The 25,980-nt window shown below is 70.5% G+C and carries 28 protein-coding genes; 18 read left to right on the top strand and 10 right to left on the bottom strand.

The features are described 5' to 3' along the window. Positions 1-25: 25 nt before the first annotated feature. Genes K338_RS0102240 through K338_RS0102215 form a run of 6 tightly spaced genes read left to right on the top strand, consistent with a single transcriptional unit; the run spans position 26 to position 6,934 of the window. Complete coding sequence (locus K338_RS0102240; protein ID WP_022916560.1) at positions 26-1,036, top strand: copper transporter; 1,011 nt, start codon at positions 26-28, stop codon at positions 1,034-1,036. Next, the gene (locus tag K338_RS19970; protein ID WP_245542872.1) at positions 1,033-1,899 is read left to right on the top strand and encodes a hypothetical protein; all 867 of its coding nucleotides are present in this window, start codon (positions 1,033-1,035) and stop codon (positions 1,897-1,899) included. Before K338_RS0102240 ends, K338_RS19970 begins: the two co-directional genes overlap by 4 nt. Continuing rightward, complete coding sequence (gene murJ, locus K338_RS19965; RefSeq protein ID WP_040652531.1) at positions 1,896-3,506, top strand: murein biosynthesis integral membrane protein MurJ; 1,611 nt, start codon at positions 1,896-1,898, stop codon at positions 3,504-3,506. The genes K338_RS19970 and murJ overlap by 4 nt, the downstream gene beginning before the upstream one ends. After that, entirely contained in the window at positions 3,499-4,584 is a 1,086-nt protein-coding gene (locus tag K338_RS0102225) for a glycosyltransferase family 4 protein (protein ID WP_022916559.1), read from the top strand. Before murJ ends, K338_RS0102225 begins: the two co-directional genes overlap by 8 nt. Positions 4,585-4,590: 6 nt before the next feature. After that, positions 4,591-6,300, top strand: a complete 1,710-nt coding sequence (locus tag K338_RS0102220) for a CTP synthase (protein ID WP_022916558.1) — start codon at positions 4,591-4,593, stop codon at positions 6,298-6,300. Then, a complete protein-coding gene (locus K338_RS0102215) occupies positions 6,293-6,934 on the top strand; it encodes an NUDIX domain-containing protein (RefSeq protein WP_022916557.1) in 642 nt (213 codons plus the stop codon). The genes K338_RS0102220 and K338_RS0102215 overlap by 8 nt, the downstream gene beginning before the upstream one ends. Positions 6,935-7,082: 148 nt before the next feature. On the opposite strand, the gene K338_RS19960 is transcribed toward K338_RS0102215, so the two are convergent. From K338_RS19960 to K338_RS0102185, 6 genes are all read right to left on the bottom strand, one after another. Next, positions 7,083-8,054, bottom strand: coding sequence for a COX15/CtaA family protein (locus K338_RS19960; RefSeq protein WP_022916556.1), 972 nt, complete (start codon positions 8,052-8,054; stop codon positions 7,083-7,085). A 17-nt stretch (positions 8,055-8,071) separates the two neighbouring features. Further along, a complete protein-coding gene (locus K338_RS0102205) occupies positions 8,072-8,731 on the bottom strand; it encodes a methionine ABC transporter permease (RefSeq protein ID WP_022916555.1) in 660 nt (219 codons plus the stop codon). Then, positions 8,728-9,759, bottom strand: a complete 1,032-nt coding sequence (locus tag K338_RS0102200) for a methionine ABC transporter ATP-binding protein (protein WP_022916554.1) — start codon at positions 9,757-9,759, stop codon at positions 8,728-8,730. Before K338_RS0102200 ends, K338_RS0102205 begins: the two co-directional genes overlap by 4 nt. Then, complete coding sequence (locus K338_RS0102195; RefSeq protein ID WP_022916553.1) at positions 9,760-10,653, bottom strand: MetQ/NlpA family ABC transporter substrate-binding protein; 894 nt, start codon at positions 10,651-10,653, stop codon at positions 9,760-9,762. Positions 10,654-10,916: 263 nt separating this feature from the next. Next, positions 10,917-11,660 carry an ABC transporter permease gene (locus K338_RS0102190; protein ID WP_022916552.1) on the bottom strand — a complete coding sequence of 248 codons (744 nt, stop codon included), beginning with the start codon at positions 11,658-11,660 and terminating at the stop codon, positions 10,917-10,919. Further along, positions 11,657-12,556: an ABC transporter ATP-binding protein gene (locus K338_RS0102185; RefSeq protein ID WP_022916551.1), complete on the bottom strand. Its 900-nt coding sequence runs from the start codon at positions 12,554-12,556 to the stop codon at positions 11,657-11,659. Before K338_RS0102185 ends, K338_RS0102190 begins: the two co-directional genes overlap by 4 nt. 204 nt (positions 12,557-12,760) lie before the next feature. Here K338_RS0102185 and K338_RS0102180 point away from each other — a divergent pair, with 204 nt between their 5' ends. From K338_RS0102180 to K338_RS0102145, 8 genes are read left to right on the top strand one after another with little or no spacing between them, the layout of a single operon-like run. After that, the gene (locus tag K338_RS0102180) at positions 12,761-13,441 is read left to right on the top strand and encodes a helix-turn-helix transcriptional regulator (protein ID WP_022916550.1); all 681 of its coding nucleotides are present in this window, start codon (positions 12,761-12,763) and stop codon (positions 13,439-13,441) included. Positions 13,442-13,450: 9 nt separating this feature from the next. Continuing rightward, positions 13,451-14,902, top strand: coding sequence for a Fe-S cluster assembly protein SufB (gene sufB, locus K338_RS0102175; protein WP_022916549.1), 1,452 nt, complete (start codon positions 13,451-13,453; stop codon positions 14,900-14,902). Next, entirely contained in the window at positions 14,902-16,185 is a 1,284-nt protein-coding gene (gene sufD / locus K338_RS19955) for a Fe-S cluster assembly protein SufD (protein WP_022916548.1), read from the top strand. The genes sufB and sufD overlap by 1 nt, the downstream gene beginning before the upstream one ends. Continuing rightward, positions 16,182-16,529: a non-heme iron oxygenase ferredoxin subunit gene (locus K338_RS0102165; RefSeq protein ID WP_022916547.1), complete on the top strand. Its 348-nt coding sequence runs from the start codon at positions 16,182-16,184 to the stop codon at positions 16,527-16,529. The genes sufD and K338_RS0102165 overlap by 4 nt, the downstream gene beginning before the upstream one ends. Positions 16,530-16,558: 29 nt before the next feature. Further along, positions 16,559-17,314 carry a Fe-S cluster assembly ATPase SufC gene (gene sufC / locus K338_RS0102160; RefSeq protein ID WP_022916546.1) on the top strand — a complete coding sequence of 252 codons (756 nt, stop codon included), beginning with the start codon at positions 16,559-16,561 and terminating at the stop codon, positions 17,312-17,314. 2 nt (positions 17,315-17,316) lie between these two features. Next, positions 17,317-18,609, top strand: coding sequence for a SufS family cysteine desulfurase (locus K338_RS0102155; RefSeq protein WP_022916545.1), 1,293 nt, complete (start codon positions 17,317-17,319; stop codon positions 18,607-18,609). Then, positions 18,609-19,112, top strand: a complete 504-nt coding sequence (sufU, locus tag K338_RS0102150) for a Fe-S cluster assembly sulfur transfer protein SufU (RefSeq protein WP_022916544.1) — start codon at positions 18,609-18,611, stop codon at positions 19,110-19,112. Before K338_RS0102155 ends, sufU begins: the two co-directional genes overlap by 1 nt. Then, on the top strand, positions 19,105-19,443 hold the full coding sequence (locus K338_RS0102145; protein ID WP_022916543.1) for a metal-sulfur cluster assembly factor: 339 nt from the start codon (positions 19,105-19,107) through the stop codon (positions 19,441-19,443). Before sufU ends, K338_RS0102145 begins: the two co-directional genes overlap by 8 nt. A gap of 27 nt (positions 19,444-19,470) precedes the next feature. On the opposite strand, the gene K338_RS19950 is transcribed toward K338_RS0102145, so the two are convergent. Beyond that, positions 19,471-20,403, bottom strand: coding sequence for a GNAT family N-acetyltransferase (locus K338_RS19950; protein ID WP_022916542.1), 933 nt, complete (start codon positions 20,401-20,403; stop codon positions 19,471-19,473). Positions 20,404-20,493: 90 nt separating this feature from the next. Between K338_RS19950 and K338_RS0102135 the strand changes: the two genes are divergently transcribed. Further along, on the top strand, positions 20,494-22,092 hold the full coding sequence (locus tag K338_RS0102135; RefSeq protein WP_027286342.1) for an ABC-F family ATP-binding cassette domain-containing protein: 1,599 nt from the start codon (positions 20,494-20,496) through the stop codon (positions 22,090-22,092). Here the strand turns inward: K338_RS0102135 and K338_RS19945 are convergent. From K338_RS19945 to K338_RS19940, 3 genes are read right to left on the bottom strand one after another with little or no spacing between them, the layout of a single operon-like run. Further along, positions 22,065-23,054, bottom strand: coding sequence for an SURF1 family protein (locus K338_RS19945; RefSeq protein WP_022916540.1), 990 nt, complete (start codon positions 23,052-23,054; stop codon positions 22,065-22,067). The two genes, K338_RS0102135 and K338_RS19945, sit on opposite strands and share 28 nt — an antisense overlap. Continuing rightward, positions 23,051-23,257 carry a hypothetical protein gene (locus K338_RS0102125; protein WP_022916539.1) on the bottom strand — a complete coding sequence of 69 codons (207 nt, stop codon included), beginning with the start codon at positions 23,255-23,257 and terminating at the stop codon, positions 23,051-23,053. Before K338_RS0102125 ends, K338_RS19945 begins: the two co-directional genes overlap by 4 nt. Next, complete coding sequence (locus K338_RS19940) at positions 23,254-23,553, bottom strand: DUF3099 domain-containing protein (RefSeq protein ID WP_022916538.1); 300 nt, start codon at positions 23,551-23,553, stop codon at positions 23,254-23,256. The genes K338_RS0102125 and K338_RS19940 overlap by 4 nt, the downstream gene beginning before the upstream one ends. Positions 23,554-23,685: 132 nt before the next feature. On the opposite strand from K338_RS19940, the gene fabG reads away from it, so the two are divergent. Genes fabG through K338_RS0102105 form a run of 3 tightly spaced genes read left to right on the top strand, consistent with a single transcriptional unit; the run spans position 23,686 to position 25,773 of the window. Beyond that, positions 23,686-24,435, top strand: coding sequence for a 3-oxoacyl-ACP reductase FabG (gene fabG / locus K338_RS0102115; protein WP_022916537.1), 750 nt, complete (start codon positions 23,686-23,688; stop codon positions 24,433-24,435). 32 nt (positions 24,436-24,467) lie between these two features. Beyond that, positions 24,468-25,235: an enoyl-ACP reductase FabI gene (gene fabI, locus K338_RS0102110; protein WP_022916536.1), complete on the top strand. Its 768-nt coding sequence runs from the start codon at positions 24,468-24,470 to the stop codon at positions 25,233-25,235. Positions 25,236-25,239: 4 nt separating this feature from the next. Further along, a complete protein-coding gene (locus K338_RS0102105; protein WP_022916535.1) occupies positions 25,240-25,773 on the top strand; it encodes a SixA phosphatase family protein in 534 nt (177 codons plus the stop codon). Positions 25,774-25,980: the final 207 nt, after the last annotated feature.

Below are 25,980 nucleotides of genomic sequence, written 5' to 3'. Positions count from 1 at the left end.
CCGGCTCAAGAAAGATCCTCCCTACGTGATCGACTTTCGCTACCACATCGTCTCGCTGATCTCGGTGTTCCTGGCGCTGGCCGTGGGCATCGTGCTCGGTGCCGGCCCGCTGCGTGACTCCATCGCTGACGAGCTCACCGGACAGGTCGACCAGCTGCGCAGCGAGAAGGAGACACTGCGTGTCGAGCTGGACGCCGCCCAGCGTGCCTCGCAGGAGCGCCGCACCTTCATCACCGAGGCCGCTCCCCGCCTACTCACCGGCACCCTGACCGACCGGTCGGTGGCGCTCGTGGAGCTTCCCGGAGCGGACGAGGACGTCACCGAAGCAGTGGCCGCCCGGCTGGAGCAGGCCGAGGCCACCGTGGTCGGTACCGTGACCATCACCGACACCTGGGTGGACAGCTCCCAGTCCACCTTCCGCTCCGGGATCGCACAGAACCTGGTGCCGTCGATGAACCCGGCCCCCGACGCCGACGCACCGCCGGACCTGGTCCTTGCCCAGGCCCTCGGCCAGGCGCTCACCCTACGCGACCCCGAGCAGACCGCGAACAGCTCCGCTGAGGCGACCCAGATGCTGGAGCTGCTGCGCACCAGCGAGCTGATCACCGAGGACTCCACGCTCAGCGGCCCGGCCTACGCCACCGTGATCCTCGGGCCGCCGGCACAGCTGGAGGCACCCACCGAGGAGGAGCTGGCGCACCTGGAGGAGCTGAACGCGGCGTTCATCACCATCGCCACCGGGATGAGCCCCACCGGCGAGGCGTCCGTGCTTGCCGGGGCCGCCGAAGGACAAGGCTCGCTGCTGACCGCGCTGCGTGCGGACGACGATGCTGCCGACACGGTCACCAGCGTCGACAGCGTGGGTTCGATCACCGGGCAGGTCACGATCCCCCTTGCGATCGCTGCCGCCACCGTCGGAGACGGGGGCCACTTCGGTGTGGCCGAGGGCGCCGATGCGGTGATCCCCGCAGAGGAGCAGCTGTCCGCGCCGGACCCGCAAGCCTTCGCACCCGGGCCGATCGAGGAGCAAGGGTGAGGCGAGCGGTTGCGGCGCTGAGCGGTGCCGCAGCCACCGCCATGGTGCTGCAGCTGTGGCGGTCCCGGGCGGGCCAACGCCCCGAGCCAGAGCGCACCAGCCAGCCCGACCACGGTCGGTGGCAGCGCACCAACTACCGTGGCCGTACCGTGAGCCTGAGCGGCGGGCTGGCAGCCGCGACGGGAGCCACGGTCGTCGCCGCAGTGGCAGGGGGCACCGGGCGGGCCAGTGCGGCCGGTGCGCTCGCCACCGCCGGTGCCGGCCTGCTCGGCCTGGTCGACGACCTCACCCCGGACCCCGGGGCCGCGCGCGGGCTGCGCGGCCACCTGCGCGCCCTCAGCCGCGGGGAGGTGACCACCGGTGCGCTCAAGCTGCTGGGCATCCCCGCACTGTCGGTGGCGGCCGCCGCGCTGCTGGACCGCCAGACCAGCCGCCCCGGCGCCCCGGCACGCCGCAGCCTCGACGTGCTCTGCTCCGGTGCGCTGATCGCAGGTACTGCCAACCTCGTCAACCTGTTCGACCTACGCCCCGGCCGGGCGCTGAAGGTCACCGGTGCACTGACCGCCCCGGTGCTGCTCAGCGCCGGACCGGCCGGTCGGACGGCCGCCGGCACCTGCGGAGTCCTCGCCGCTGCCTGGACCGACGACCTCGGTGAACGCACGATGCTCGGTGACACCGGTGCCAACGCCCTCGGTGCCCTGGCCGGCACGGCTCTGGCGCTGCTGCCCAGCGCCAGAGTGCGCACCGGTGCGCTCGCCGGTGTGGTCGCCCTGATCATGGCCAGCGAGAAGGTGAGCTTCTCCGCGGTGATCGAGCGCGTCCCGGTGCTCCGCGCTGTCGACACCTGGGGTCGCCGGCTGTGAGCACCCGCCGTGTGATCACCGGTGTGGCGGGCGCGGCGACGATGATCGCCGTGCTGACCATCGTCTCCCGCGTGCTCGGGTTCGGCCGGTGGCTGGTGCAGGCAGCCACGGTCCAGGCAGGTGCAGTGGGGAACGCCTACGCCACGGCCAACACGATCCCGAACGTGCTCTACGAGGTGGTCGCCGGCGGTGCGCTGGCCGGGGCAGTCGTGCCGTTGCTCGCTGCCCCGATCGCCCGGAAGGCCGCCGACGACGTCAACCGCACCTCCTCAGCGTTGCTCACCTGGGCGGTGCTCGCCCTGCTGCCGTTCGCCGTGGCGGTCACCCTGCTCGCCCGCCCGATCGCCCACGTGCTGCCGCAGTCGGCCGGCGGTGACCCGGCCGCGCAGGTGGAGCTGACCACCTACTTCCTCATCGTCTTCGCCCCGCAGGTGGTGCTGTACGGCATCGGTGTGGTGCTCACCGGTGTGCTCCAGGCACACCGCCGGTTCCTCGCCCCGGCGCTCGCCCCGATCGCCTCCACCACAGTGGTGATCGTGTCCTACCTGGTCTTCGGCCGGCTCGCCGCCGGTATGCAGAACAGTCCCGAAGGACTCTCCGACGCTGCGCTGGCCTGGCTCGCCTGGGGCACCACCGCCGGGGTAGCGGTGATGTCCCTGCCGATGCTCATCCCGGTGTGGCGCTGCGGCGTCCGGCTGCGACCGGCGCTCCGGTTCCCACCGGGTGTGGCTCGCCGGGCCGGTGCGCTCGCGCTCGCCGGCCTGGGCACCCTGGTCGCCCAGCAGGTATCGGTGCTCGTGGTGGTGTGGCTCTCCCGAGCCGGTGGCGCAGAGGGCACGATCAACATCTTCCAGTGGACCCAGGCGGTCTACCTGCTGCCCTACGCTGTGCTTGCGCTGCCGCTGGCCACGGCCGTGTTCCCGAAGCTCGCCGAGCTCGCCTCCGGCGGGCACCGGGACCTGTTCGCCCGCACCGCGCAGAGCTCCACCCGGGCCGTGATTGCGGTGTCCTTCCTCGGTGCCGGCGCACTGGTCGCAGTGGCCCCGGCGGCCGAGGCGGTCTTCTCCCAGCGGAACGACACCACGGGGATGACGACCGCACTGACGCTGATGGCACCCGGGGTGATCGGCCTGGCCCTGATCTTCCACCTGTCCCGCGCCCTGTTCTCCCTGGACCGGCAGCGCTCCGCGGTGGCAGCCACCGGTCTCGGCTGGTTGGTGGTCACCGTCAGCGCCGTGGTCGGGGTGCACCTGGTCGCGCCCGACGGTGGACGCCAGGCAGCCACCCTCGGCGCCCTCGGTCTGGCACATACGATCGGGATGACCGCAGCCGGTGCCGGGCTGCTCCTCGCGCTCGCGCGCGCCCTGCCGGGGTCGGTACGTCTGGGCACGTTGCGCACCAGCACCGTGGGCCTGGTCGGTGCCGGCCTCGGCGCCTGCGCCGGCCGGTGGGCGACCACCGTGGTGCTCGACCTGGCCGGTCACTCGCTGCTGGCCGCAGTGCTGGCCGGTGCGCTCGGAGCCATCCTCGCAGCAGCGGGCGTGGCCGGTGCAGTGCTGCTGGCCGACCGTGGCATCCTGAGCACCTTGAGGAGGACCCGTGCCTGACCTACGCATCGTGCAGCTCACCGGGAGCACCACCGGCGGTATCCGCGGCCACGTGCGGTCTCTGGCCGCCGCACTGGCCGGCGACCACCGCGTGATCCTGGCCGGACCCGCCGACGTGATCTCCGACCCCGGGGCCGGGGTGCGCGTCGTGCCCGTCCCGATCACGGACCGACCGCAGGTGTCCGACGCCCGCAACCTCGCCCGGATCCGCACTGTGGCTCGGGGGGCGGACGTGGTGCACGCGCACGGGCTGCGTGCTGGTGCGCTGGCAGCGCTCGCACTGAGCACCCCCGCGCTGGCCCGCACCGGTCTGGTCGTCACCCTGCACAACGCGCCGGTGGGTTCCGGCGGGGTGCGCACCATCGCCGGCGGGTTGCTCCGTGCCATCGCAGCCCGGGCAGACGCTGTCCTGGGGGTGAGCTCCGACCTGGTCGCCTGGGCCGAGGGGCACGGCGCCAGACTCGCCGAGCGTGCCCTGGTGCCGGCACCGAAGACTGTGCCTGGCACACCCCTGCACGGCCCCGCCCGCCGTGCGCTCGGCCTCACCATGGAGCACCGGTTGGTGCTCACCGTGGCACGCCTGGCCCCGCAGAAGGGGCTCGGCCTGCTCGCCGACAGCGCCGCACTGCTCGCCGACCGGGTGCCCGAGGCGCGCTGGCTGGTTGCCGGGGGCGGGCCGCTGCTGGACGAGCTGGCCGACCAGGTGCTCGGGGAGAACCTCCCGGTGATCCTGCTCGGTCGCCGCAACGACGTACCCGACCTGCTCGCCAGCGCGGACGTGCTCGTGTCCACCAGCGCCTGGGAGGGGCAACCGATCAACCTGCAGGAGGCGCTGGCCGCCGGGGTACCGGTGGTGGCCACCGACGTCGGCGGCACCGGCGAGGTCACCGGCGACGCAGCTCGGCTGGTGCCCTATGCGGACCCGGACGCGCTCACCACCCAGATCACCGCTGTGCTCCGCGACACCGACCTCGCCGACGAGCTGCGCCGGGCCGGGCGACGCCGCGCCGGTGAGCTACCGACGTTGGCCGACGCGCTGCGACAGACCCTCGGGATCTACGCCAGGGTGATAGCGTAGAAGCCCGTGGTGATCTCTTCGGACCGGCACTCCGGGCAACTCGTCAGCGTTCCACGGCACATCTTCGTCACCGGTGGGGTCGCATCCTCGCTCGGCAAGGGGTTGACCGCCTCCAGTCTGGGCCACCTGCTCCGCGCACGAGGTCTGCGGGTGACCATGCAGAAGCTGGACCCGTACCTGAACGTGGACCCGGGCACGATGAACCCGTTCCAGCACGGTGAGGTGTTCGTCACAGACGACGGCGCCGAGACCGACCTGGACATCGGCCACTACGAACGGTTCCTCGACGTGGACCTGGACGCCGGCGCGAACGTGACCACCGGACAGGTCTACTCCGAGGTGATCGCCAAGGAACGGCGGGGAGAATACCTGGGCGACACCGTGCAGGTCATCCCGCACATCACCGACGAGATCAAGCGGCGGATGCGCGCCCAGGCCTCCGGCCCCGGACCGCGCCCGGACGTGATCATCACCGAGATCGGCGGCACGGTCGGCGACATCGAGTCCCAGCCGTTCCTCGAGGCAGCCCGTCAGGTGCGCCAGGACGTCGGTCGGGACAACGTGTTCTTCGTGCACGTCTCTTTGGTGCCCTACCTCGCCCCCAGCGGTGAGCTGAAGACCAAACCGACCCAGCACTCGGTGGCCGCCCTGCGCAGCATCGGTATCCAGCCCGACGCGATCGTCTGCCGCGCCGACCGGGACATCCCCGACCCGGTGAAGGCGAAGATCGCCGCGATGTGCGACGTGGACCGGGAGGCGGTCATCACCTGTGTGGACGCCCCGAGCATCTACGACATCCCGAAGGTGCTGCACAGCGAAGGTCTGGACGCCTATGTGATCCGCCGCCTGGCCATCCCGTTCCGGGATGTGGACTGGCAGACCTGGCACACCCTGCTGGAGCGGGTGCACCACCCGGTCGACGAGGTGGAGGTGGCGCTGGTCGGCAAGTACATCGACCTGCCCGATGCGTACCTGTCGGTGACCGAGGCGGTCCGTGCCGGCGGCTTCCACATCAACACCCGGGTGAAGATCCGCTGGGTGGCGGCCGACGACTGCGTGGGCGAGGACGGCGCCCGCAAGGCGCTGACCGGCGTGGACGGAGTGCTCGTCCCCGGCGGGTTCGGCATCCGCGGCATCGACGGCAAGCTCGATGCGCTGCGCTGGGCCCGGGAGCACCAGGTGCCCACGCTCGGCCTGTGCCTGGGGCTGCAGTGCATGGTCATCGAGTACGCCCGGAACGTGCTCGGCCTGCCCGCAGCCTCGTCCACCGAGTTCGACCCAGAGTCGGCCGACCCGGTGGTGGCGACCATGGAGGAACAGCTGAGCATCGTCGAGGGCGCCGGCGACCTGGGCGGTACGATGCGCCTGGGTGCCTACGAGGCAGTGCTCGAGCCCGGCTCGCTGGTCGCCGAGGCATACGGCAGCGAACGCGTCGTAGAACGGCACCGGCACCGTTACGAGGTGAACAACTCCTACCGGGACGTGCTCGCAGCGGCCGGCCTGCAGATCTCCGGCAGGTCCCCGGACTCCTCGCTGGTGGAGTTCGTGGAGCTGGACCGGGACAAGCACCCCTACTACGTGGCGACCCAGGCGCACCCGGAGTTCAAGTCCCGCCCGACCCGCGCGCACCCGCTGTTCGTCGGGCTGGTCACTGCGGCCCTGGAACGGCAACGGGAGACCCGTCTGCTCGAGGTGGAGCCGACCCCGCGTGGCTGAGACCGGTGCCGGGCAGGAAGCGGTGCAGGACCAGCGGGCCGACCTGCCGGTCGCTGACCGGGAGGTGCTGCACCACGGCAAGGTGTTCGACCTGGTCGGTGAGCGGGTCGACCTGGGTGCCGGGGGAGAGGTGTACCGCGAGTTCCTGGCCCATCCCGGAGCGGTCGCCGTTGTCGCTCTGGACGACGCCGGCCGAGTGGCGCTGGTGCGCCAGTACCGGCACCCGGTGCGCGCCTACCTGTGGGAGGTTCCGGCCGGGCTGCTGGACGTGCCCGGAGAACCGTTGCTCGCAGCCGCCCAGCGGGAGCTCGCCGAAGAAGCAGACCTGCACGCGGCCACCTGGCACACCCTGGTGGACTTCTGCACCACCCCGGGTGGCAGCGACGAACGCATCCGCATCTTCCTCGCCCGGGACCTGACCGCGGTACCGGAGGCCGACCGGTTCGCCCGCGAGGCCGAAGAGCTCGAGATGCCGCTGTCCTGGGTGGACCTGGACGAGGCGCACGCAGCAGTGCTGGCCGGGCAGATCCACAACCCCTCGGCCGTGGCAGGCATCCTCGCAGCCCACGCCGCCCGCTGCGCCGGCTGGCAGCCGCTGCGTGCCGCGGACGCACCCGACCCCCTCCCACGCTGACCCAGCACAGCACCCACCCCGGCGCTGAAACGATCCAGGCGATACCTGGCCCGCCAGGTCGTGCTCCCTGGTGTCGCCCCCGCGTAGGAGCTATCGCCCCAGCAGACCCGGTGGCCTACCCCGGCGGGCCCGGCGCCGGTGCGCGGTCTCAGTGCTGCACGGTCACCGGCACTGTGGGTTCGGCTGCCGCCAGCTCCGCCCGCGAGGCCCGCTCGGACATCCCAGCCACCGTCCAGGCGGTGGCCACCAGCAGCACCGCTGCCCCGACCATGTGGATCCCCACCAGCAGCTCGGGCAGCCCGGTGAAGTACTGCACGTACCCGATCGCGCCCTGCGCGAGCGTGACCCCCAGCAGCACCAAGGCCCGGCGACGGACCACCGACAGCCGGACCGCGCCGTCGTGCGAGGCATGGAAGGCGAGCACCAGCAGCACCGCCAGCAACGCCACGAACACCCACACCGCACCGGCGTGCGCTCTGGCGACCAGCACCGGGTCCACAGCAAACCGGTAACCGACCTCGTCGTCCCCGGAGTGCGGACCGGAGCCGGTGACCACCATGCCGAGCACCACCACCACAGCGGCCACTGCAGCCAGCAGCCAGCCGACCGTGCGCAGCCGGGCGGGGACCGCGAGGCGAGCCTGCCCGGGCCGGTACCAGTCGATCACCAGCCAGGTGGACAACCACACCAACGCGGCCGAGAACAGGAAGTGCGAGCCCACCAGTGCCGGGTGCAGGTCCAGCACCACGGTCAGCCCGCCGAGCACCGCCTGCACCAGCGACAGCAGCAGCGGCACGGTCGCCAGCCAGAGCAGCCGGATCGAGGGGGCAGGGCGCACGCTGCGATGCTGGGCGAAGAACACCAGCAGCGCCACCGCGAGCGCCACGACCACCACCACCGCGCCCATCATCCGGTTCCCCCACTCCACATAGGGGTGGAACGAGGACTCGCCGTGCAGCGTCGGGGTGAACTGCCCCGGGGCGCAGTTCGGCCAGCTGGAGCAGCCGAGCCCGGAACCGGTCAGCCGCACGGCACCACCGGTGGCGATGATGAGGATCTGGACGACCAGGTTGGCCACGATCACGCGGCCGGTGAGGCGGGTGTAGGTCAGTGCGGACACCCCTCTACGGTATCCGCTCAGCGGCGCAGCACACGACGTGCCAGCACGTTCCCGAGCAGCTGCACCAGCTGTACGATGACCACGATCACCACGAGTGCCGACCAGGTGATCAGATCGTCGAACTGCCGGTACCCGTAGGTGATCGCATAGTTGCCCAGTCCGGTACCGCCGAGCAGCCCGGCGACAGCAGACATGTCCACCACGGCGATCACGGCGAAGGTGTAGCCGAGCACCAGGGGACCGAGCGCCTCCGGGAGCACCACGGTGCGGATGATCCGCCACGGGCCAGCGCCCATCGCCCGTGCCGCCTCGATCACTCCGGGGTCCACCGAGACCAGGTTCTGCTCCACGATCCGGGCGATCCCGAAGGTTGCCGCCAACGAGATGGCGAAGATCGCCGCGGGATTGCCGATCCCGGTGCCGACCACCAGCCGCGCCAACGGCTGGATCGCAGCCATGAAGATGATGAACGGGATCGGGCGGAACGTGTTCACCACGAGGTTCAGCAGCCAGAACAGCACCGGCTGGGCGAGGATGCCGCCGTGGCGGGTGACATACAGCCCGGTGCCGACCACCAGACCGCCGGCACCACCGATGAGCATGCCCAGACCAACGATCTGCAGCATGATCCCGGTCTGGACCGCCAGCTCTGGGGCGATCTCGAGCAACTCGCTCATCGACCAGTCTCCGTGATCTGCACGCCCGGGCCGACCTGCGCCAACGCGGCGGCTACGGCCTCCTCCGGTCCACGTACCGCGATGGTCAGCAGCCCGTAGACCCGGCCGCGGATGTCGTCCACACCACCATGCACCAGGTTGAAGTCCACTCCGGCGCGAGCCAGGGCGCCGAACACACGCGCCTCGGACGCGCCCGCGTCGCTGAACGAGATGGTGAAGAACCGGCCCTCGTGCGCAGCGCGCAGTGCCGCCAGCTCCTCACCCTCGGGCAGCGCACGCACCACAGTGCGCACGAACCGCTGCGCAGTGGGGGTCTGCGGGGCGGTGAACACCTCATACGTGCTGCCGTGCTCGACCACCCGTCCCGCATCCATCACTGCGACCCGGTCAGCGACCTGAGCGACCACCTCCATCTCGTGGGTGATCACCACCACCGTCACGCCCAGCTCCCGGTTCACCCGGCCGAGCAGGTCGAGCACCTCCGCGGTGGTCTCCGGGTCCAGTGCGCTGGTGGCCTCGTCGGCGAGCAGCAGGGAGGGCTTGGCGGCCAGCGCCCGGGCGATACCGACCCGTTGCTGCTGACCGCCGGAGAGCTGTTCTGGGTAAGCGGCGGCCTTCTGCGCCAGGCCGACGAACTCCAGCAGCTCGGCCACCCGGGCCTCCCGCTCTGCCCGCGGGGTGCCGACCACCTCCAACGGGTAGGCCACGTTCTTGGCCACGGTGCGGGAGCGGAGCAGGTGGAACCGCTGGAAGATCATCCCGATGCCCTGCTGCTGACGGCGCAGCGCCCGGGCCGGCAGCGCGCTGATCGGTACACCATCGATCTCCACCACGCCGGAGGTGACCGGTTCCAGACCGTTGATCAGCCGTACCAGGGTGGACTTGCCGGCACCGGAGTAGCCGATCACCGCGAACACTTCACCGCGCTCGATGTCCAGGGACACCCGGTCCACAGCGGTCACCGGCGAGTCTCGGCGGCTGCGCGGGCGGAAAACCTTGGTGACCTCATCCAGCCGGACGTGCGGCACCTACTCCACCTCGAGGTCGGACTGGACCTCGGCCAGGCTGGCGACCAGGTCCTCGACCGGGGTCTGGGTGAGCACCGCGGTGCCGCCGGAGGCCTCGACCACCCCGTCGGTCACAGCGGTCGTGGTCTGGTAGATCTCCACCAGCTCGGCCAACAGCTCGTTGTCGGCGTTCTCCGCGGTGGTCGCGAAGATGTTGATGTAGGGGAACGCGGACGGGTCGGACGGGTCGTCCTGAGCGATCGCGTCCTCCTCGGTGAGCCCGGCGTCGGTGATGAAGTCGTTGTTGATGATCGCCGCGGCCACGTCCGGCAGCGAGGTGGCGGTCACTGCCGCATCCAGCGCGAGCACCTCCACCCGGGACTCCTCGGACAGGACATCCTCGACGGTGGAGGATGGGCTGCCACCTCCCTCGAGCGTGATCAACCCTGCTGACTGCAGCACGAGCAGCCCGCGCGCCTGGTTGGTGGTGTCGTTCGGCACGGCCACCTGCGCACCGTCCGGGATGTCCTCGACGCTCTCGTACTGGGTGGAGTACAGCCCGAGCGGGTAGATCGCGGTGGAGCCGATCGGCACCAGGTCGTCCCCGGCCTGCACGTTGTAGTTCGCCAGGTAGATGATGTGCTGGAACTGGTTCAGGTCCAGCTCACCCTCGCTGACTGCCGGGTTGGGTTGGTTGTAGTCGGTGAAGTCGACGATCTCCAAGGCGATGCCGGCGTCCTCGACCGCCTCGGCATAGACGTCCCAGTACGGTTCGCTGGCGCCCACCACCCCCAGCCGTACCGGGTGGGACTCGCTGCCCAGGTCCGCGGCGCTGCCGTCCGCAGAGGAGCAGGCCGACATCGCCAGCGTGGCTGCGGTGGCGACAGCGAGCAGGGCGGGAGTGCGTGCAGACATAGTTCTCCTGAGGTGTGCGGCCACCGCCCGCGTCGGTGGGTCGCCACCGCGCGCCGTCGGTGGCAACGAGACTGCCGCGACCGGACGCCGCCGGTCGCGCTGCCCGGGGTGTCCGGGCCGGGGACGATCCTGGCCCAGGACCGTGGACCCGGGCCAGCACCGTCCCGCCTGTCTCAGGACGTGGACGCCAGCGGTGCGGAGCCTGGCCGTGGTCCGGTCGCACGCCACCGATGGAGCAGCCGGACGGTGACGGCCGGTCCAGCTCAGTGCCAGCGGAACCAGCGCACGGTCGCGCCACCGAGCAGCACCGTCCAGACCGCGAGCAGGACCAGCTCGAGCAGGCCGGTCCCCGCACCGGTCCCACCGAGGCTCGCCCGCAGCGCGTCACCGAGCGCGGCGGACGGCAGAGAGGTGAGCACCCCGCTGGCCGGGAACACCACACCACCGCCGACCACCAGCAGCAGCCAGAGCAGGTTCGCCCCGGCGAGCACTGCCTCGGCCCGGAGCGTGCCGGCGATCAGCAACGCCAGTGCGGTGAACGCCGCCGTGCCGAGCAGCACAGCGCCGATGGCGACTGGGAGTCCGCTGAGCGCGGGGCGCCAGCCGAGCGCCACGGCCAACGTCCCGAGCAGTGCGATCTGCACCAGCTCCACGGCGAAGACCCCTACCACCTTGCCGCCGAGCAGACCGCTGCGGCCCAGGGGAGTGGTGGCCAGCAGCTGCAACGCCCCGGCTCGCCGGTCGAAGCCGGTGGCGATCGCGTTCGAGGTGAACGCGGTGGACATGATCGCCAGGGCCAGCACCCCAGGCGCGGCCACCTGCACCGGGTCCTGCCCGCCGACGTCGAGGCGGACCAGGTCGGTGCGCACCAGCACCACCAGCACGATCGCCGGCAGGATCACGGTGAGCAGCAGCTGTTCACCGTTGCGCAGCAGGTTGCGCATCTCGAACCCGGCGTGGGAGAGCACCCGGACGACCCAGGGGCTGGCCCCGGCATGCTCGGTCATCGCAGGCTCCGTCCGGTCAGCTCGAGGAACACGTCCTCCAGGGTGCGCTCCGGTGCAGGTGGCGCGCCCGTGGGGTCCGTGCGTACCTGCAGCTGGTGGGTCCGGGCGAGGTGCTCGACGGCGGAGATCACCTCAGGTGTGAACGTCCCGGTCAGGTGCATGGTTCCCGGGGCACCCGCGGGTGCCCCTCGGTCCGGGCGCGGCCTGCTGCCCAGGTGGGCTGCGCCGTCACCGGTAGCTCCGGTGAGCCCAGCGACAGTGCCCTGGGCGATCACCTGACCGTGATCGATGATCACCACGTGGTCAGCGAGCCGGGCGGCCTCGTCCATCAGGTGGGTGGTCAGCAGCACGCTCACCCCGTCGGTGCGCAGCTGTTCGACCATCGCCCACACTGCCAGCCGCGCCTGCGGGTCCAGACCGGCGCTGGGTTCGTCCAAGAACACCAGGTCCGGGCACCCCACGAGCGCGATGGCGAGCGCCAACCGTTGTCGCTGCCCGCCGGACAGGCGCCGCACCGATGTCCGTGCGAACGGTGCCAGGCCCAGAGTGTCCACCAGCTCGCCGACGTCCCGGGGGCGGGCATACATCCGGGACACGTGGTGCAGCAGCTCCTCAGCCCGGGCCATCACCGGCAGGCCGCCGTCTTGGATCATCACCCCGACCCGGGGGCGCAGCAGTGCGGCGGACGTGGCGGGATCCAGTCCGAGCACCCGGACGGTGCCGGAGTCGGCACGGTGCAGGCCTTCGCAGATCGCCATCGCGGTGGACTTCCCGGCGCCGTTCGGTCCCAGCACGGCGGTGATCTGGCCCTGCTCGGCGGTCAGGGAAAGCCCGTCCAGGGCGCGGGTGGCCCCGAAGGCCTTGTGCACGCCGGTCAGCTCCACACAGAAGGTCACGGCTGCAGGGTATGCGAAACCCCACCGGGGGAGTCGGCTGCGCACCGGGCGGGGGCGCCGGGTGCCGCCCACGCGGGCGCCCTCGAAGTGAGAGGTTCCTCACTTGTAAGGGTCGCCTTCCTTGCAGATCCTCATTTGGACAACGAGAATGTTGAGTAATTCGTGGCCGCTGGTCAGCGGTCGCGTTCGTGAGGAGGTGAGAGCGTGACGTCCGTACCGGTCGATGACGCCGAGGCCACCACTCGGGAGCGCGTGCGCAGCCTGATCATCGAGCTCGGCCCGGTCACTGCCGCCGAGCTGGCCAACGAGCTGGAGCTGACGTCCGCAGCGATCCGCCGCCACCTGGCGGCGCTGGAACGCACCGGACAGGTGACTGTGCGCGAGGAGTCTGCGGCGGTGCCACGCGGCCGTGGCCGTCCGGCCAAGCGGTACATCGCCACTCTCGCTGCCCACCCGCAGGCGGGCGCCGCCTATGCGGAGATGGCCGTCCGAGCCCTGGCGCGGCTCGGTGAGCGAGTCGGTCCGGAGGCGGTGGAAGCCTTCGCTGAGGAGCGGGCCACGGAGATGAGACGCCGCTACCAGGCGCGCGTCGATGCTGCCGGCGAGGACCTGCACGCACGGGCAGCGGCCCTGTCCGATGCCCTCAGCGAGGACGGCTACGCTGCAAGCTCCAGGCCGCTGGGCGGATTCGCCGTCCAGCTGTGCCAAGGGCACTGCCCGGTGCAGCAGGTTGCCGCGCAGTTCCCCCAGCTCTGCGAGGCAGAGACCCGAGCCTTCGCCGACCTGCTCGGCGTGCACGTCCAGCGTCTGGCCACCCTCGCCGGTGGCGAGCACGTCTGCACCACCCACATCCCGGTGACGATCCCCACCCGGGGAAAGGAATAGAGCGACCCGATGACCACAGAGACGACACCCACCACTCAGACCGGCCAGGAGCCGATGACGCAGGAAGAGACCATCGCGTCGCTGGGCAACTACGGCTACGGCTGGCACGACGCCGACGACGCGGGAGCGAACGCCCAGCGCGGCTTGTCCGCGGACGTGGTGAACAACATCTCGGACCTGAAGGACGAGTCCGACTGGATGCGCAAGAACCGGCTGAAGGCGCTGCGGCTGTTCGAGAAGAAGCCGATGCCGCACTGGGGTGCCGACCTGTCCGGGATCGACTTCGACAACATCAAGTACTTCGTGCGCTCCACGGAGAAGCAGGCACAGAGCTGGGACGACCTGCCCGAGGAGATCAAGACCACCTACGACCGGCTCGGCATCCCGGAGGCGGAGAAGCAGCGGCTGGTGGCCGGTGTGGCTGCGCAGTACGAGTCCGAGGTCGTCTACCACCAGATCAACGACGAGCTCGAGCGTCAGGGTGTGCTGTTCCTGGACACCGACACCGCGCTGCGTGAGCACCCGGAGTTCTTCGAGGAGTACTTCGGCACCGTGATCCCGGCCGGCGACAACAAGTTCGCCTCGCTGAACACTGCGGTGTGGTCCGGTGGGTCGTTCGTGTACGTGCCGCCGGGTGTGCACGTGGAGATCCCGCTGCAGGCCTACTTCCGGATCAACACGGAGAACATGGGCCAGTTCGAGCGGACGCTGATCATCGCTGACGAGGGTTCCTACGTGCACTACGTGGAGGGCTGCACCGCCCCGATCTACTCCTCGGACTCGCTGCACTCCGCCGTCGTGGAGATCGTGGTGAAGAAGGACGCCCGGGTGCGGTACACCACGATCCAGAACTGGTCCAACAACGTCTACAACCTCGTCACCAAGCGCGCCACCGTCGCCGAGGGTGGCAACATGGAGTGGATCGACGGGAACATCGGCTCCAAGGTGACGATGAAGTACCCGGCGGTGTACCTGATGGGCGAGCACGCGCGCGGGGAGACGCTGTCCATCGCGTTCGCCGGTGCTGACCAGCACCAGGACACCGGCTCGAAGATGGTGCACATGGCCCCGCACACCTCCTCCTCGATCGTGTCCAAGTCGGTGGCCCGCGGCGGTGGGCGATCCTCCTACCGTGGACTGGTGCAGGTGCTCGACGGCGCCGCGCACTCCAAGTCCAACGTGCTGTGCGACGCCCTGCTGGTCGACCAGATCTCCCGGTCGGACACCTATCCGTACGTGGACGTCCGTGAGGACGACGTGGAGATGGGTCACGAGGCCACCGTCTCCAAGGTGAGCGAGGCCCAGCTGTTCTACCTGATGTCTCGCGGCCTGGAGGAGAGCGAGGCGATGGCGATGATCGTGCGTGGTTTCGTGGAGCCGATCGCACGGGAGCTGCCGATGGAATACGCACTTGAGCTCAACCGGCTCATCGAACTGCAGATGGAAGGGGCCGTCGGCTGATGTCGACCACCACAACTGAGAACACCTCACTGAGCACGGACCACTCCCAGGCGGCCGCCGACGGCGCGCACAGCCACGGCGTGGTGCCGGAGGCCTCCCGCGGGGACCGCGCGACCTCCTTCGCCCTGGCGGACTTCCCCCCGCCGACCGGCCGGGAGGAGGACTGGCGGTTCTCCCCGATGAACCGTCTGGCCCCGCTGATGTCGGGGGTGCTCACCGGTGCCGGACCGCAGGTGCAGGTCGAGGCGGATGAGCAGGTGCGGGTCGAGCACGTCGGCCGTGAGGACGAACGTCTCGGTACCGCGGGTGCGCCCGGCGACCGGCTCGCTGCGATCGCCTGGGAGTCCTTCACCGAGGCGCTCGTGGTCACGATCCCGCGTCAGCATGCGGCCAGCAAGGAGACGCTGGTGACGATCACCGGCAGCGACTCCACCCCGGCCGCCCAGCACGTGAGCATCGTCGCCGAGGAGCAGTCCGAAGCAGTCGTGGTGCTCGACCACCGTGGCCAGGCCGCGCTCACCCAGACCGTGGAGATCCACGTCGGGGACGGCGCACACCTGCGAGTGGTGTCCGTGCAGGACTGGGAGGACGGTGCTGTGCACGCCTCCAGCCACCGGGCCGCCATCGGCCGGGACGCCACGTTGCGGCACGTGGTCGTCACTCTCGGTGGTGACGTGGTGAGGCTCACCCCGGAGTCTGCGTTCACCGCCACCGGCGGGGACGTGGAGATGGACGGGCTGTACTTCGCCGATGCGGGCCAGCACCAGGAGCACCGGTTGTTCGTGGACCACGCCGTGCCCAACTGCATCTCCCGCGTCACCTACAAGGGTGCGCTGCAGGGCGACGAGGCGCACATCGTGTGGATCGGTGACGTGCTGATCCGCAAGGAGGCCGAGGGCACCGACACCTACGAGCTGAACCGCAACCTGGTGCTCACCGACGGTGCTCGCGCCGACTCGGTACCGAACCTGGAGATCGAGACCGGTGAGATCGAGGGGGCCGGGCACGCCTCGGCCACCGGCCGGTTCGACGACGAGCAGCTGTTCTACCTGCGCTCGCGGGGTATCCCGGAAGCCGCCGCCCGGCGGTTGGTGGTGCGCGGCTTCTTCGCCGAGATGATCACCAAGATCGGCGTCGCCTCGGTCGAGGAGCGGCTGCTGGCTGCGATCGACGCCGAGCTGGACACTGTGCTCGGACACCTGACCGGCGCCTACGACGAGAACGAGGACGAGCAGGCCGTCATCGACGCGATCGAGGCTGCTGAACCAGGTGCGTCGAAGTGACCGCACAGCTGGTTGCCTCCCGCGACGACCTGGAACCCGGGGAGGCCCTGCGGCTCGAGCTCGACTCCGCCGACGGCTCGTTGGTGGAGGTCGCTCTCGTACGGGCCGAGGATGGTGAGTACCACGCCATCAACGACATCTGCACGCACGGGCAGGTCTCCCTCTCCGAGGGGGAGGTGGAGGGCAACACGGTGGAGTGCTGGTTGCACGGCAGCGTGTTCGACCTGGTCAGCGGCCAGCCGCTGTCCCTGCCCGCCACCCGTCCGGTCGCGGTCTACCCGCTGACCTACGACGGCGACAAGATCCTGGTGGACGTGGACTCCCCGGCCGCCCCCGCAGACTGACTGACCCACAGACTAAGGAAAGAGAACGAATGTCCAGCCTTGAGATCCGCGACCTGCACGTCAGCGTCACCACCCCCGAGGGCGCCAAGCCCATCCTGCGCGGTGTGGACCTGACGATCAACAGCGGCCAGACGCACGCCATCATGGGCCCCAACGGCTCCGGCAAGTCCACCCTCGCCTACGCCATCGCCGGCCACCCGAAGTACGAGGCCACCAGTGGCCAGGTCCTCCTGGACGGGGAGGACGTGCTGGAGATGAGCGTGGACGAACGCGCACGCGCCGGCCTCTTCCTGGCCATGCAGTACCCGGTGGAGGTGCCGGGGGTGACCGTGTCCAACTTCCTACGCACCGCCAAGACCGCCATCGACGGCAAGGCGCCCGCGCTGCGGCAGTGGGTCTCCGACGTGCGCACCGCGATGAAGGACCTGCGGATGGACCCGGTGTTCGCGGAGCGGAACGTGAACGAGGGCTTCTCCGGTGGCGAGAAGAAGCGCCACGAGATCCTGCAGCTGGAGCTGCTCAAGCCGAAGTTCGCCGTCCTGGACGAGACCGACTCCGGTCTGGACGTGGACGCCCTGCGGGTCGTCGCCGAAGGGGTGAACCGGGTGCGGAACACCACCGACGTGGGCATCATGCTGATCACCCACTACAACCGGATCCTGCAGCACGTCACCCCCGACTTCGTGCACGTGTTCGTGGCTGGCCGCGTCGCCGAGCAGGGCGGCCCGGAGCTGGCCGAACGTCTCGAGGCGGAGGGCTACGACCGGTTCCTCACCCCGGCCTGAACATGTCCACCACAGCGGAGCAGACCCTGACGGCGGCCGAGCTGGCCGCCGTCAGGGCCGACTTCCCGCTGCTCGAACGCACCGTCCGGGACGGCCAGCCGCTGGTCTACCTGGATTCTGCGGCCACCAGCCAGAAGCCGGAATGCGTGATCGACGCGGAGCAGGACTTCTACCTGCGCCGGAACGCCGCCGTGCACCGCGGCGCGCATGCGCTGGCTGAAGAGGCCACCACCGCCTACGAGGAGGCACGCGAGACCGTCGCCGCCTTCGTGGGCGTAGCCTCCGACGAGCTGGTCTGGACCAAGAACGCCACCGAGGCGATCAACCTCGTCGCCTACGCGATGTCCAACGCCAGCGTCGGGCGTGGTGCGCCGGCCTCCGCAGCACTGGCGGTCGGCCCGGACGACGAGATCGTGGTCACCGAGGCCGAGCACCATGCCAACCTCGTGCCCTGGCAGGAGCTGTGCGCCCGTACCGGTGCCGCGCTGCGCTACCTCACTGTCACCGACACCGGCCGGATCGACCTGACCAGCCTGGACGTGATCACCGAGCGCACCAAGCTGGTCGCCCTCACGCACGCCTCCAACGTCACCGGAGCGATCTCCCCGGTGACCGAGGTGGTCGCCGCTGCCCGCGCTGTCGGTGCCCTGGTGCTGCTGGACGCCTGCCAGAGCGTGCCGCACCTGCCGGTGGACCTCAAGGCGCTGGACGTGGACTTCGCTGCCTTCTCCGGGCACAAGATGCTCGGGCCCACCGGCATCGGCGCACTGTACGGTCGGCGCGAGCTGCTCGAGGCGATGCCCCCGGTGCTCACCGGCGGATCGATGGTCGAGGTGGTCACGATGACCTCGACCACGTACGCCCCGCCGCCCACCCGGTTCGAGGCCGGTACCCAGATGGTCGCCCAGAGCGTCGGGTGGCAGGCAGCTGCCGCCTACCTGGCCGAGCTCGGCATGCCTGCCCTGGCTGCCCACGAGGCGCACCTGACCGCGCACCTGCTGGACCGGGTGCGCACCATCGACGGCGTGCAGATCCTCGGCCCGAGCACGCCGGAGGACCGGATCGGAGCAGTCGCGTTCGTCGTCGACGGTGTGCACCCGCACGACGTCGGACAGATCCTGGACGCCGCCGGGATCGCCATCCGGGTCGGGCACCACTGTGCCCAGCCGCTGCACCGTCGTCTGGGTGTCCAGTCCTCGGCGCGGGCCTCGATCGGGGTGCACACCACCATCGCGGAGATCGACTACTTCGCCGAGCACCTTGCGCGGGTCCGGGAGTTCTTCGGGAGGCCGTGATGAACGACGCGATGACCCAGCTCTACCAGCAGGTGATCCTCGACCACGCCCGAGAACGGCACGGCTACGGTCTGGTCACCGGACATGCGGGGGAGTCCTTCCAGGTGAACCCCACCTGCGGGGACGAGATCCGGCTGCGGGTGCACCTGGACACCACCGGCCCCGCTCCTCTCCTGGAGCGGGTCAGCTGGGAGGGGATGGGGTGCTCCATCTCGCAGGCGTCCGCCTCTGTGCTCACCGACCTGGTCCGTGGGGTGAGCGTGGCCCAGGCCGACGAGCTCGCCGAGACCTTCCGAGAGCTGATGAACAGCCGCGGCCGCTCGCTGTCGTCGGCGAAGGATGAGATGCTGGGGGATGCGGCCGCCTTCACCGGTGTGGCGCAGTATCCGGCCCGGATCAAGTGCGCCCTGCTCGGTTGGATGGCCTTGCGGGACGCGCTCGCGCACGCACTGACCCAAGCGCCACCCGCCGAAGAGAAGAACGGGATGAACAACGATGACTGACACCACCAACGACCTGAGCGCGGCACCCACCGCTGCTGATGTGGAGGAAGCCCTCCGGGACGTGATCGACCCGGAGCTGGGCATCAACGTCGTCGACCTCGGCCTGGTCTACGGCGTCACGATCGACCAGACCAACACCGCCGTCGTGGACATGACTCTCACCTCGGCAGCCTGCCCGCTCACCGACATGATCGAGGACCAGGCCACCCAGGCGGTCGAGGGGATCGCCGCAGGCTTGCGGATCAACTGGGTGTGGATGCCGCCGTGGGGACCGGAGAAGATCACCGAGGACGGCCGCGAGCAGCTGCGGGCGCTCGGCTTCAACGTCTGAGCCTGCCCGCCGCGCGCCGTCGAGCGGCTACGCGCCCTCGTCGAGGGCCACGAGCGTGCTCTCGGTGACCACCTGCGCGAGCTCCTCACCGAGCAGAGCGTCCACGACGTCGGACACCGGTGCCATCGCGTCGTCCACCTCCAGCAGCACCGGGTAGCGAGCAGTGACCATCGCGAGCAGCTGACGCACCGCCGCACGCGCCCGAGCCGGCGCCAGCTCGGTGTCGTAGCCGAGGAGCAGCTCGGTGTCCCGGCGCGGGGCCGCATCGTCCTCTTCGGTCGCCGCCGGATAGGAGATCGCGAACGCCAGCACCGACCCGCCCAGCCCACCGGCCCGGTCGCGCAGCACCACCGCTCCGTGCGCACCGGTCTGCGGAGCAAGGAGCAGGTCCTGTGCCCGGCCCAGGGTCATCTCTGCGGGGTCCCAGCTAGCATGCACCCGGTCGTAGTAGGCCGCCACCAGCTTCGTCAGCTCCACACTGCCGGTGGCCAGGTCCTCCAGCACCGGCCCGGCTGGACCGAACATCGGCTCCGGCAGCCCCCCGGCCTCGATGCGCGCGATCCGGGTCCGCTGGATCGGCTGCATGCCCAACGCCCGGGCGAACGCTGCTGCCGCCGGGTTCTCGGTGGTGTACCGGGACCGCAGGGCGGTCACCGCGGACGGCGCAGCCTCCTGGCGTAGGCGGCGCACCAGCTGCGTAGCGATCCCCTGACGACGGTGGGTCGGGGCCACCTCTACGTAGAGCCACAGCCGGGTGGGATGCAGCCGAGCCTCACTGACCGCCCCGGCCGCGACCACCCGGTCACCGTCCAGAGCGACGAGGCAACGACGCCACGGGTCCGGCGCGTCCGGACCGAGCAACGGGCGGTCCAGAGCCGACTGCGGGGTGTCCGGCTCGCCGAACCGCTCGCGGGCGGCGACCTCGTCCCCCTCCTGCCACGGGCGATAGCTGATCGTCATGCCCTCCAGTATCGCGGGGTGCGCAAACTCACCCGCCGGCAGCGAAAATGCGGTGCGGTCGGCGGCGGGGGCGCCGGTAGAGTGCGACCAGTGATCAGTGCGCAGGATGTGGAGCTCCGGATCGGGGCTCGTCAGCTCCTGGCCGGGGCCAGCTTCCGCATCAACGCCGGCGACCGCATCGGCCTGGTCGGGCGCAACGGTGCCGGCAAGACCACCTTGACCCGGATGCTCGCCGGCGAGGGGCAACCCACCGGCGGGACCATCACCAGCAACGGCACCGTCGGCTATCTACCGCAGGATCCGCGCACCGGCGACCTGGACCAGCTCGCCCAGGACCGGGTGCTGTCCGCCCGCAACCTGCACGAGGTGGTGCGCCGTATCCGCCGGGCGGAGGCGGACATGGCCAGCGAGGACGAGGCGCTGCGGGAGAAGGCGATGGCCCGCTACACCCGCCTGGACGCGGAGTTCACCGCCCAGGGCGGCTGGGCCGCGGAGAGCGAGGCGGCCCGGATCACCTCCAACCTCGGCCTGCCCACCCGGGTGCTGTCCCAGCCGCTGCGCACCCTCTCTGGCGGGCAGCGTCGCCGCGTGGAGCTGGCCCGGATCCTCTTCTCCGACTCCCAGACCCTGCTGCTGGACGAACCGACCAACCATCTGGACGCGGACTCGATCGCCTGGTTGCGGGAGTTCCTCGCCACCTATCCAGGCGGCTTCGTCGTGATCAGCCACGACACCGGCCTGCTGCGGGCCTGCGTGAACAAGGTGTTCCACCTGGACGCCAACCGGTCCGCGCTGGACGTGTACAACCTGGGCTGGGACGCCTACCTCGCCCAGCGGGAGACCGACGAGCGGCGTCGCCGCCGCGAGCGGGCGAACGCAGAGAAGAAGGCCGCTGCGCTGCTCGCCCAGGCGGACAAGATGCGCGCCAAGGCCACCAAGGCGGTCGCCGCACAGAACATGGCCCGCCGCGCCGAGCGGATGCTCTCCGGCCTGGAGGAGGTGCGGGCTGCGGACAAGGTCGCCAAGCTGCGCTTCCCGGACCCGGCGCCGTGCGGGCGCACCCCCTTGCGCGCCGAGGGGCTGAGCAAGTCCTACGGCTCCCAGGAGGTGTTCACCGACGTCGACCTAGCGATCGACCGCGGCAGCAAGGTGGTGGTCCTCGGCCTCAACGGTGCCGGGAAGACCACCCTGCTGCGGCTGCTTGCCGGTATCGAGCCCAGCGACACCGGCGAGGTGCTGCCCGGGCACGGGCTGAAGATCGGCTACTACGCCCAGGAGCACGAGACCCTGGACACCAGCCGCACCGTGGTGGAGAACCTGCGCACTGCGGCCCCGGACCTGACCGACACCCAGGTGCGTAGCGTGCTCGGCTCGTTCCTGTTCTCCGGAGACGATGCGGACAAGCCGGCCGGGGTGCTCTCCGGCGGGGAGAAGACCCGGCTCGCGCTCGCCCTGCTGGTGGTCTCCGCAGCGAACGTGCTGCTGCTGGACGAGCCGACGAACAACCTCGACCCGGCCAGCCGGGAGGAGATCCTCGGGGCGCTGCGCTCCTTCACCGGGGCCGTGGTGCTGGTCACCCACGACGAAGGTGCGGTCGCGGCGCTGCAGCCAGAACGCGTGCTGCTGCTCCCGGACGGGGACGAGGACCTGTGGAGCGAGTCCTACCTGGAGCTGGTGTCCCTGGCCTGAGCGCCGTGCTGCTCGTCCAGCTGGGCGTCGATGAGGGCGTCCTCCTCAGCGTCGTCGGCGAAGGTGAACCGGCGGCGCGGCCGCCCCGTCTGCGCCGGCCGGGCCGAGCGCACCCGGCTGCTCGGACCGGAGGCCGGATCGTCGCCGGCCGCGCGGGCCTTGCCACCCGCAGCGGCTTCCTGCGCCTCGGCCTCCCGACGGGCGAGCACGACGTAGCCCACCCAGGCGCCGATACCGAACACCCACCACTGGAACGTGTAGGACAGGTGGTTGCCCAGGTCGGTGGACGGTCGGGGCAAGGGCGCCGGTGGATCAGCGACCGCAGGAGACTCGCTGGCCAGGGTGCCGTAGGCGCCGGTCACCAGGGTGGCCTGCGCCAGGTCTACCCCAGCCTCCGCCGCCGGTTCGGGGTCGACCGCCTGCAGCTTCTCCAGCACCTGCTCCGGGTGCAACCGGTGCAGTCGCCCCGGCCCCAGGTCCCGGGTGCTGGCCGGTTCGGCTGCCCGCAGCCGCACCGTCATCGTCACCTCACCGCTGGGCAGGTCCGCCTGCGCGGAGTGGTCCGCGAACGCGTTCGTCGGGTACCAACCGCGGTCCACCACCAGCAACCACGTGCCCTGGTCCGTCTCCGCGGCGAACACTCCGATGACATGGTCGGCTGCCGACCCCTCGATCGGTCGTTGCGGCAGGCTCAACGAGGGCTGCAGGTAGTGCCCGCGCAGCTGCACTGGACGCCAGGTGTCCCCGTGCGCCAGGTCGGCTCCCGGGGTGGGCAGCAGCTGGCTCAGCGCAGCAGGCGGTGCGTCATAGTTCGCCTCGACCAGAGCGGCCTCGTCTGCTTTGTGCTCGTAACGGCTCAGCTGCCAGCGACCGAGCAGCACGCAGGCGATGCTGATCGCCAGTGCGAGCGCAGCGATGCCCCACCAGCGGCCGCTGCGCAGGAAGGCATACCGGCCCCTCATGTGTCATCGGGAAGGTCCGCCACGCTGACCGTCTCCCGCAGGAAGGACCGGGCGGACAAAAAGTTCTCCAGGTGGGTGCGGTGCGCGTCGCAGGCCAGCCAGGTCTTGCGACGATCGGCGGTGTGCAGCTTCGGGTTGTTCCACCGCAGCGCCCACTCGGCCACCTCGCGGCAGCCTTTGGCACTGCACATCAGCTCGCTCATCGCACCTGTCCCGGAGTGTCGCGGTCTGGCTGGTCGGCGGCCGGAAGTCCGTCGGCGTTGACCAGCGAGGCGTTGGCCGGTCGCCGATCACCACCGGCGTTCGCGAACAGCACGGCGATCAGCGGTAGCACCGCGGCGAGCGCCACGCACACCCACCGGATCCAACCGTCGACGAAGATGGCCGCGACGAAGCAAGCCGTGCGGATCCCCATGGTGATCAGGTAGCGCCTGATCTTGTCCCGGGTCTGCTCGCTGTGCGGGCGCCCGGCCGTGGTGATCGCTTGAACCTCAGGCACACTTCCAGCCTACGCCGTTCTCGGGCCGTCCCGCGCGGGCAGCCGGCGGCCGGGCGCCCCGGCCGGTAGACGTCCGGAGCATGGCCGATGACCCGCGAGCAGCGCATTTCACGCTAGCGTGTCCGAGCAGCGATGAGTGAGCACGTCGAACGGAGCAGTGCAGTGACCCAGGACGCCGCCCCCCGCACCGCCGTGGTGACCGGAGCGAACCGAGGTATCGGATCGGCGATCGCCCGACGACTGGTCGACGAGGGCTACCAGGTAGCGGGCATCTCCCGCAGCGGAGACGCACCCGAGGGCGTGTTCGGCGTCACCGGCGACATGCGGGACACCGCATCGGTCGATGCTGCTTTCACGGCGATCGAGGAGCACCAGGGCCCCACCGAGGTGCTCGTCGCCAATGCCGGCATCACCAAGGACACGCTGGTGATGCGGATGACCGACGAGGAGTTCACCGACGTGCTGGACGTCAACCTCACCGGGGTGTTCCGGTGCGTGCGCCGTGCGGCCAAGGGCATGATCCGCCGCCGGACGGGCCGGATCGTGCTGATCTCCTCGGTCGTCGGCCTGTATGGGTCACCCGGTCAGGTCAACTACGCCGCCAGCAAGGCAGGTCTGGTCGGTATCGCCCGGTCGGTCACCCGGGAGCTGGGGGGACGTGGTATCACCGCCAACGTGGTGGCCCCCGGCTTCATCGAGACTGCGATGACCAAGGAGCTGCCGGAGGCCACGCAGAAGCAGTACCTGGCCACCATCCCGGCCGCGCGGTTCGGTCAGGTCGAGGACGTCGCCGACGCGGTGACGTACCTGGCCTCACCCGGTGCCGGGTACATCAGCGGGGCCGTGGTGCCGGTCGACGGCGGTCTGGGCATGGGGCACTGAACCTGTTCGATCACGAGAGGAAGGCAAGGCAGATGGGTCTGCTGGACGGCAAGAAGATCCTCGTCACCGGGGTGCTGATGGAGAGCTCCATCGCGTTCACCGTGGCCAGGCTGGCTCAGGAGCAGGGCGCCCAGGTGGTGCTCTCCTCCTTCGGACGCCAGCTGCGGCTCACCCAGGCGATCGCCCGCAGGCTGCCGGAACCGGCGCCGGTGGTCCAGCTGGACGTCACCGACGCCGGTGACCTCGAGGCGCTCGCCGACCGGGTCGGGGAGCATGTGGACCACCTGGACGGGGTGGTGCACTCGATCGGTTTCGCCCCACAGACGGTGATGGGTGGCAACTTCCTGGCCGGGCAGTGGCCGGACGTGGCCACTGCGCTGGAGGTTTCCGCGTACTCGTTGAAGTCGCTCGCCGTGGCCACCCGGCCGCTGATGGGCCGTGGCTCGTCCGTGGTCGGTCTGACGTTCGACGCCCAGTACGCCTGGCCGGTCTACGACTGGATGGGCGTGGCCAAGGCCGCATTCGAGTCCACGGCCCGGTACCTTGCCCGCGACCTGGGCCCGGACGGTATCCGGGTGAACCTCGTCTCCGCAGGTCCGCTGCGCACCACGGCCGCCAAGTCCATCCCGGGGTTCGAGGAGATGGAGGGCGGCTGGCCAGCCCGCGCGCCCCTCGGCTGGGACGTCTCCGACACCGGACCGACCGCCCGCACGATCGTGGCCCTGCTCTCGGACTGGTTGCCGGCGACCACGGCGGAGATCGTCCACGTCGACGGCGGCGTGCACGCCATGGGACTCTAGTGGCATGAGTGACATCGAGGTCCCGACGAAGCGCCTGACGTTGCTCCGGCATGCCCAGGCCGACCAGAACGCCCTGCACGACGTGGATCGCACGCTCACCCTCGCCGGCCGTGGTGATGCCCGCGTGATCGGTGAACGGCTGCACGAGGCGGGTGTGGCACCCCAGCTGGTGCTCTGCTCCACGGCCACCCGGGCCCGGCAGACCTGGCAGCTGGTCGCGAACGCCTACCCGCAGTCGGCGGAGACGATCGAGGTGAAGTATCTCGAGCTGCTCTACGGTGCCGACCTGGAGGAGATGCTCGAGCTGCTGCAGGGCTTGGGCGAGGAGACCACCGACGTCCTGGTGGTCGGGCACGAACCGGTGAGCTCCGCCGTCGCCCACCACCTGGCCGGTCCCTCCTCCCAGGAGGCGGCTGCGTTGCGGGTGCGCACCGGGCTGTCCACGGCGACCGCCGCGTTGTTCAGCTACCGCGGTCCGTGGCAACGGCTGGACCGGCACAGCGCGGTGCTCACCGCGCTGGCCACCTGCCGCAGCTAGGCAGCAGAGTGGCTCTCCGCACTCCGGCGACTGGGGCGCCACCAGCCCGTCACCGCAAACCACGGGCACCACGGGTGCCCCGGCGGTCGAGGAGAGCGCCAGCCCGTCGACCACCGCCGAGGAGCGCACCGCTGAGCCGGAGCCCACTGGAAGCGCCGACCTGCAGACCACCGGGCTGAGCGAGCTGGAGCGGTGGCTGCTGGACGC

Source organism: Ruania albidiflava DSM 18029, from assembly GCF_000421225.1.
In the GTDB taxonomy this organism is placed as follows: domain Bacteria; phylum Actinomycetota; class Actinomycetes; order Actinomycetales; family Beutenbergiaceae; genus Ruania; species Ruania albidiflava.
This window is presented reverse-complemented; position numbering and strand designations above follow the sequence as displayed.

What these genes read in the sequence shown, in the direction of transcription:
- K338_RS0102205 (WP_022916555.1), bottom strand. Translation starts at nt 8,731, where the DNA reads ATGAGCGAGTTGCTCGAGATCGCCCCAGAGCTGGCGGTCCAGACCGGG.
- K338_RS0102195 (WP_022916553.1), bottom strand. Translation starts at nt 10,653, where the DNA reads ATGTCTGCACGCACTCCCGCCCTGCTCGCTGTCGCCACCGCAGCCACG.
- K338_RS0102190 (WP_022916552.1), bottom strand. Translation starts at nt 11,660, where the DNA reads ATGACCGAGCATGCCGGGGCCAGCCCCTGGGTCGTCCGGGTGCTCTCC.
- sufB (WP_022916549.1), top strand. Translation starts at nt 13,451, where the DNA reads ATGACCACAGAGACGACACCCACCACTCAGACCGGCCAGGAGCCGATG.
- sufD (WP_022916548.1), top strand. Translation starts at nt 14,902, where the DNA reads ATGTCGACCACCACAACTGAGAACACCTCACTGAGCACGGACCACTCC.
- sufC (WP_022916546.1), top strand. Translation starts at nt 16,559, where the DNA reads ATGTCCAGCCTTGAGATCCGCGACCTGCACGTCAGCGTCACCACCCCC.
- K338_RS0102155 (WP_022916545.1), top strand. Translation starts at nt 17,317, where the DNA reads ATGTCCACCACAGCGGAGCAGACCCTGACGGCGGCCGAGCTGGCCGCC.
- sufU (WP_022916544.1), top strand. Translation starts at nt 18,609, where the DNA reads ATGAACGACGCGATGACCCAGCTCTACCAGCAGGTGATCCTCGACCAC.
- K338_RS0102145 (WP_022916543.1), top strand. Translation starts at nt 19,105, where the DNA reads ATGACTGACACCACCAACGACCTGAGCGCGGCACCCACCGCTGCTGAT.
- K338_RS19950 (WP_022916542.1), bottom strand. Translation starts at nt 20,403, where the DNA reads ATGACGATCAGCTATCGCCCGTGGCAGGAGGGGGACGAGGTCGCCGCC.
- K338_RS19945 (WP_022916540.1), bottom strand. Translation starts at nt 23,054, where the DNA reads ATGAGGGGCCGGTATGCCTTCCTGCGCAGCGGCCGCTGGTGGGGCATC.
- K338_RS0102125 (WP_022916539.1), bottom strand. Translation starts at nt 23,257, where the DNA reads ATGAGCGAGCTGATGTGCAGTGCCAAAGGCTGCCGCGAGGTGGCCGAG.
- fabG (WP_022916537.1), top strand. Translation starts at nt 23,686, where the DNA reads ATGAGTGAGCACGTCGAACGGAGCAGTGCAGTGACCCAGGACGCCGCC.
- fabI (WP_022916536.1), top strand. Translation starts at nt 24,468, where the DNA reads ATGGGTCTGCTGGACGGCAAGAAGATCCTCGTCACCGGGGTGCTGATG.
- K338_RS0102105 (WP_022916535.1), top strand. Translation starts at nt 25,240, where the DNA reads ATGAGTGACATCGAGGTCCCGACGAAGCGCCTGACGTTGCTCCGGCAT.